At 29.3% G+C, this 2128-nt stretch carries 3 protein-coding genes; all 3 read left to right on the forward strand.

The window, feature by feature from the left end:
- The first annotated feature begins 21 nt into the window (after positions 1-21).
- Complete coding sequence (locus EQ827_RS08560; RefSeq protein ID WP_181190560.1) at positions 22-741, forward strand: hypothetical protein; 720 nt, start codon at positions 22-24, stop codon at positions 739-741.
- Between the two features lie 23 nt (positions 742-764).
- Complete coding sequence (locus EQ827_RS08565; RefSeq protein ID WP_181190561.1) at positions 765-1490, forward strand: ABC transporter ATP-binding protein; 726 nt, start codon at positions 765-767, stop codon at positions 1488-1490.
- 2 nt (positions 1491-1492) lie between these two features.
- The coding region (locus tag EQ827_RS08570) for an ABC transporter transmembrane domain-containing protein (protein WP_258231829.1) at positions 1493-2128 on the forward strand (636 nt) is incomplete at its 3' end.

Here is a 2128-nt window from a genome sequence, read left to right on the forward strand (position 1 = left end):
GGGATAAATAGGAGGAATAAAATGTTAAAAATTATCAAACTGGAACTTAGCCAAATTGGTATTATAAAAATAATTATTTATTCACTGGGGATTTTGCTAGGTGCAATTATTCTGTCGTTAATAATTATTCAAGGATTAATGAAAGATCATAAATTATTAAACATGTTGCCTGCAATTTTTGCACAGAGTTCAACAGTGTTACAAGCTCGACTAGTTTTTTACTATTTCGAGATTTCATTTATACGGGCAGGTATTTTATTATTTGGTGGTTTTTTAGCATTTCGCTTAATTGCCCAAGCCTTTTCTCAGCAGCAAATTATGCAACTATTAACTTACCCGATTTCACGCACACAAATTTATGGGGGAATTATGCTGACAATAATGTTAATTATTGGATTAATCTTGATAATATTTCATGGGGTCAGTTTATTAATTATTCAAAGGGAACTCCGCCAACAAAATTTTGCTATTTTTAGATTATTTTTAACAAAAGACTGGTTTTTAGATTCCTTGTTTATTATTAGTGGTTTAATTCCGACTATGATAGCGTTATTTAAGCCGCATGTAGGCTATGTAACTAGTAGTGCACTAATCTTGATTATTATTTTATGTAATGCAGCCGTTGCCAGTTATCGTCCAGAGAATATGAGTTGGTTATTCATAATATTACTATTAAGCTGTGTTATCTGTATATTAGGACAAATTGGATCATTATGGAACTTTAATAAGCTTGATTTTTGATTGGGGAAAGAAGGTTAAAAAATATGCAACAAAATGATGATCTTTTAGTGATTAATAATTTGACTAAAATATTTGCCGAAAATACTATTTTAAAAGATGTTAATCTTACTTTGAAGAAGGGGCAAATATATGGTCTATTGGGCCAAAATGGTACAGGAAAGACAACCTTTATGAAAAGTATTCTTGGCCTAGTTCATTTAACCTCAGGAAGTATTAATTTTTGTGGGCAACAAATTGCGAATGGCCAACATCCTCAAATGCGGGCTCAAATTGGCAGTTTGATTGAAAATCCAATTTTTCCTAATAATTATACTGGACAGCAGGTATTGCAAGAACAACAAATTATGATGAATATACGCGTCAAACAACAGTATTTAAATCAGGTAGTCAATCTTTTAGATTTAACACAAATATTAGCTGTTAAAACCAAAAGTTTATCGTTAGGCTACAAACAACGTCTGGGAATTGCTCGTGCAGTTTTTAATCATCCCAAATTATTACTATTGGATGAACCATTTAATGGCTTAGATCCAATTGCAGTCCAAAAAGTTGAAAAGTTATTTCAATATCTAATTAAACAGGGTATGTGTATCATTGTTTCTAGCCATATTTTAGAAGAAGTAGCGAATTTAGCTAATAGTTTATTAATTGTAGACCAAAAACAAATCTTAGTTAAAACGACTAGATCAATTGTAAGCTTAAAAGATTATTATTTTAGCAAATTTGCTAAAAGCGGAGACTATCAGTGAAAATGAAGAAGATATTAATCAAGGTAAATAGTCTATTTATCCTAACTTTAACTATTAATTTAATAGCACCAATTAATAACATTGGTTTTGCATTTGCAATCAAATGGCTAATTGATGCAGGGTTATCTCATGATTTTGTTCAACTAAAAAATAATTTGATACGCAGTGGCGTTATTATTATGAGCTTTATAATTTTTAATTATTTAGCTAAATTATTAACCAGCTATTACGCTGAAAAAAGAGTTAAAGAGATACGAATATCTTTATTAGAGTCGATTTTGAAACAGGATTTTGCTAATTTTCAAAATAAAACTGTTAGTGATTACCAACACCAATTAATAATGGAAACTAAAACTATTAGTCAGGACTATTTTCAAGGCTTTTTTAAAATTATACGTGCTTTGGCTTTAATAGGTTATTCACTTTTAGGAATGTTTATAGGAAATTTTTGGCTAGCATTAATAATTTTAATAGCTACTATCATTCCAATTATTTTGAGCAATTTTACAATGCAAAAAACTCGCCAATATCAGGATAATTTAATCAAACAAGAAAAATTTTACTGGCAACAATTAAAAGAAATAATTCTTGGATATTTGCTAATTAAGAACTATCAAGTCGAATCACATTTTTTAAAT

Source organism: Bombilactobacillus bombi, from assembly GCF_013607485.1.
Taxonomy (GTDB): domain Bacteria; phylum Bacillota; class Bacilli; order Lactobacillales; family Lactobacillaceae; genus Bombilactobacillus; species Bombilactobacillus bombi_A.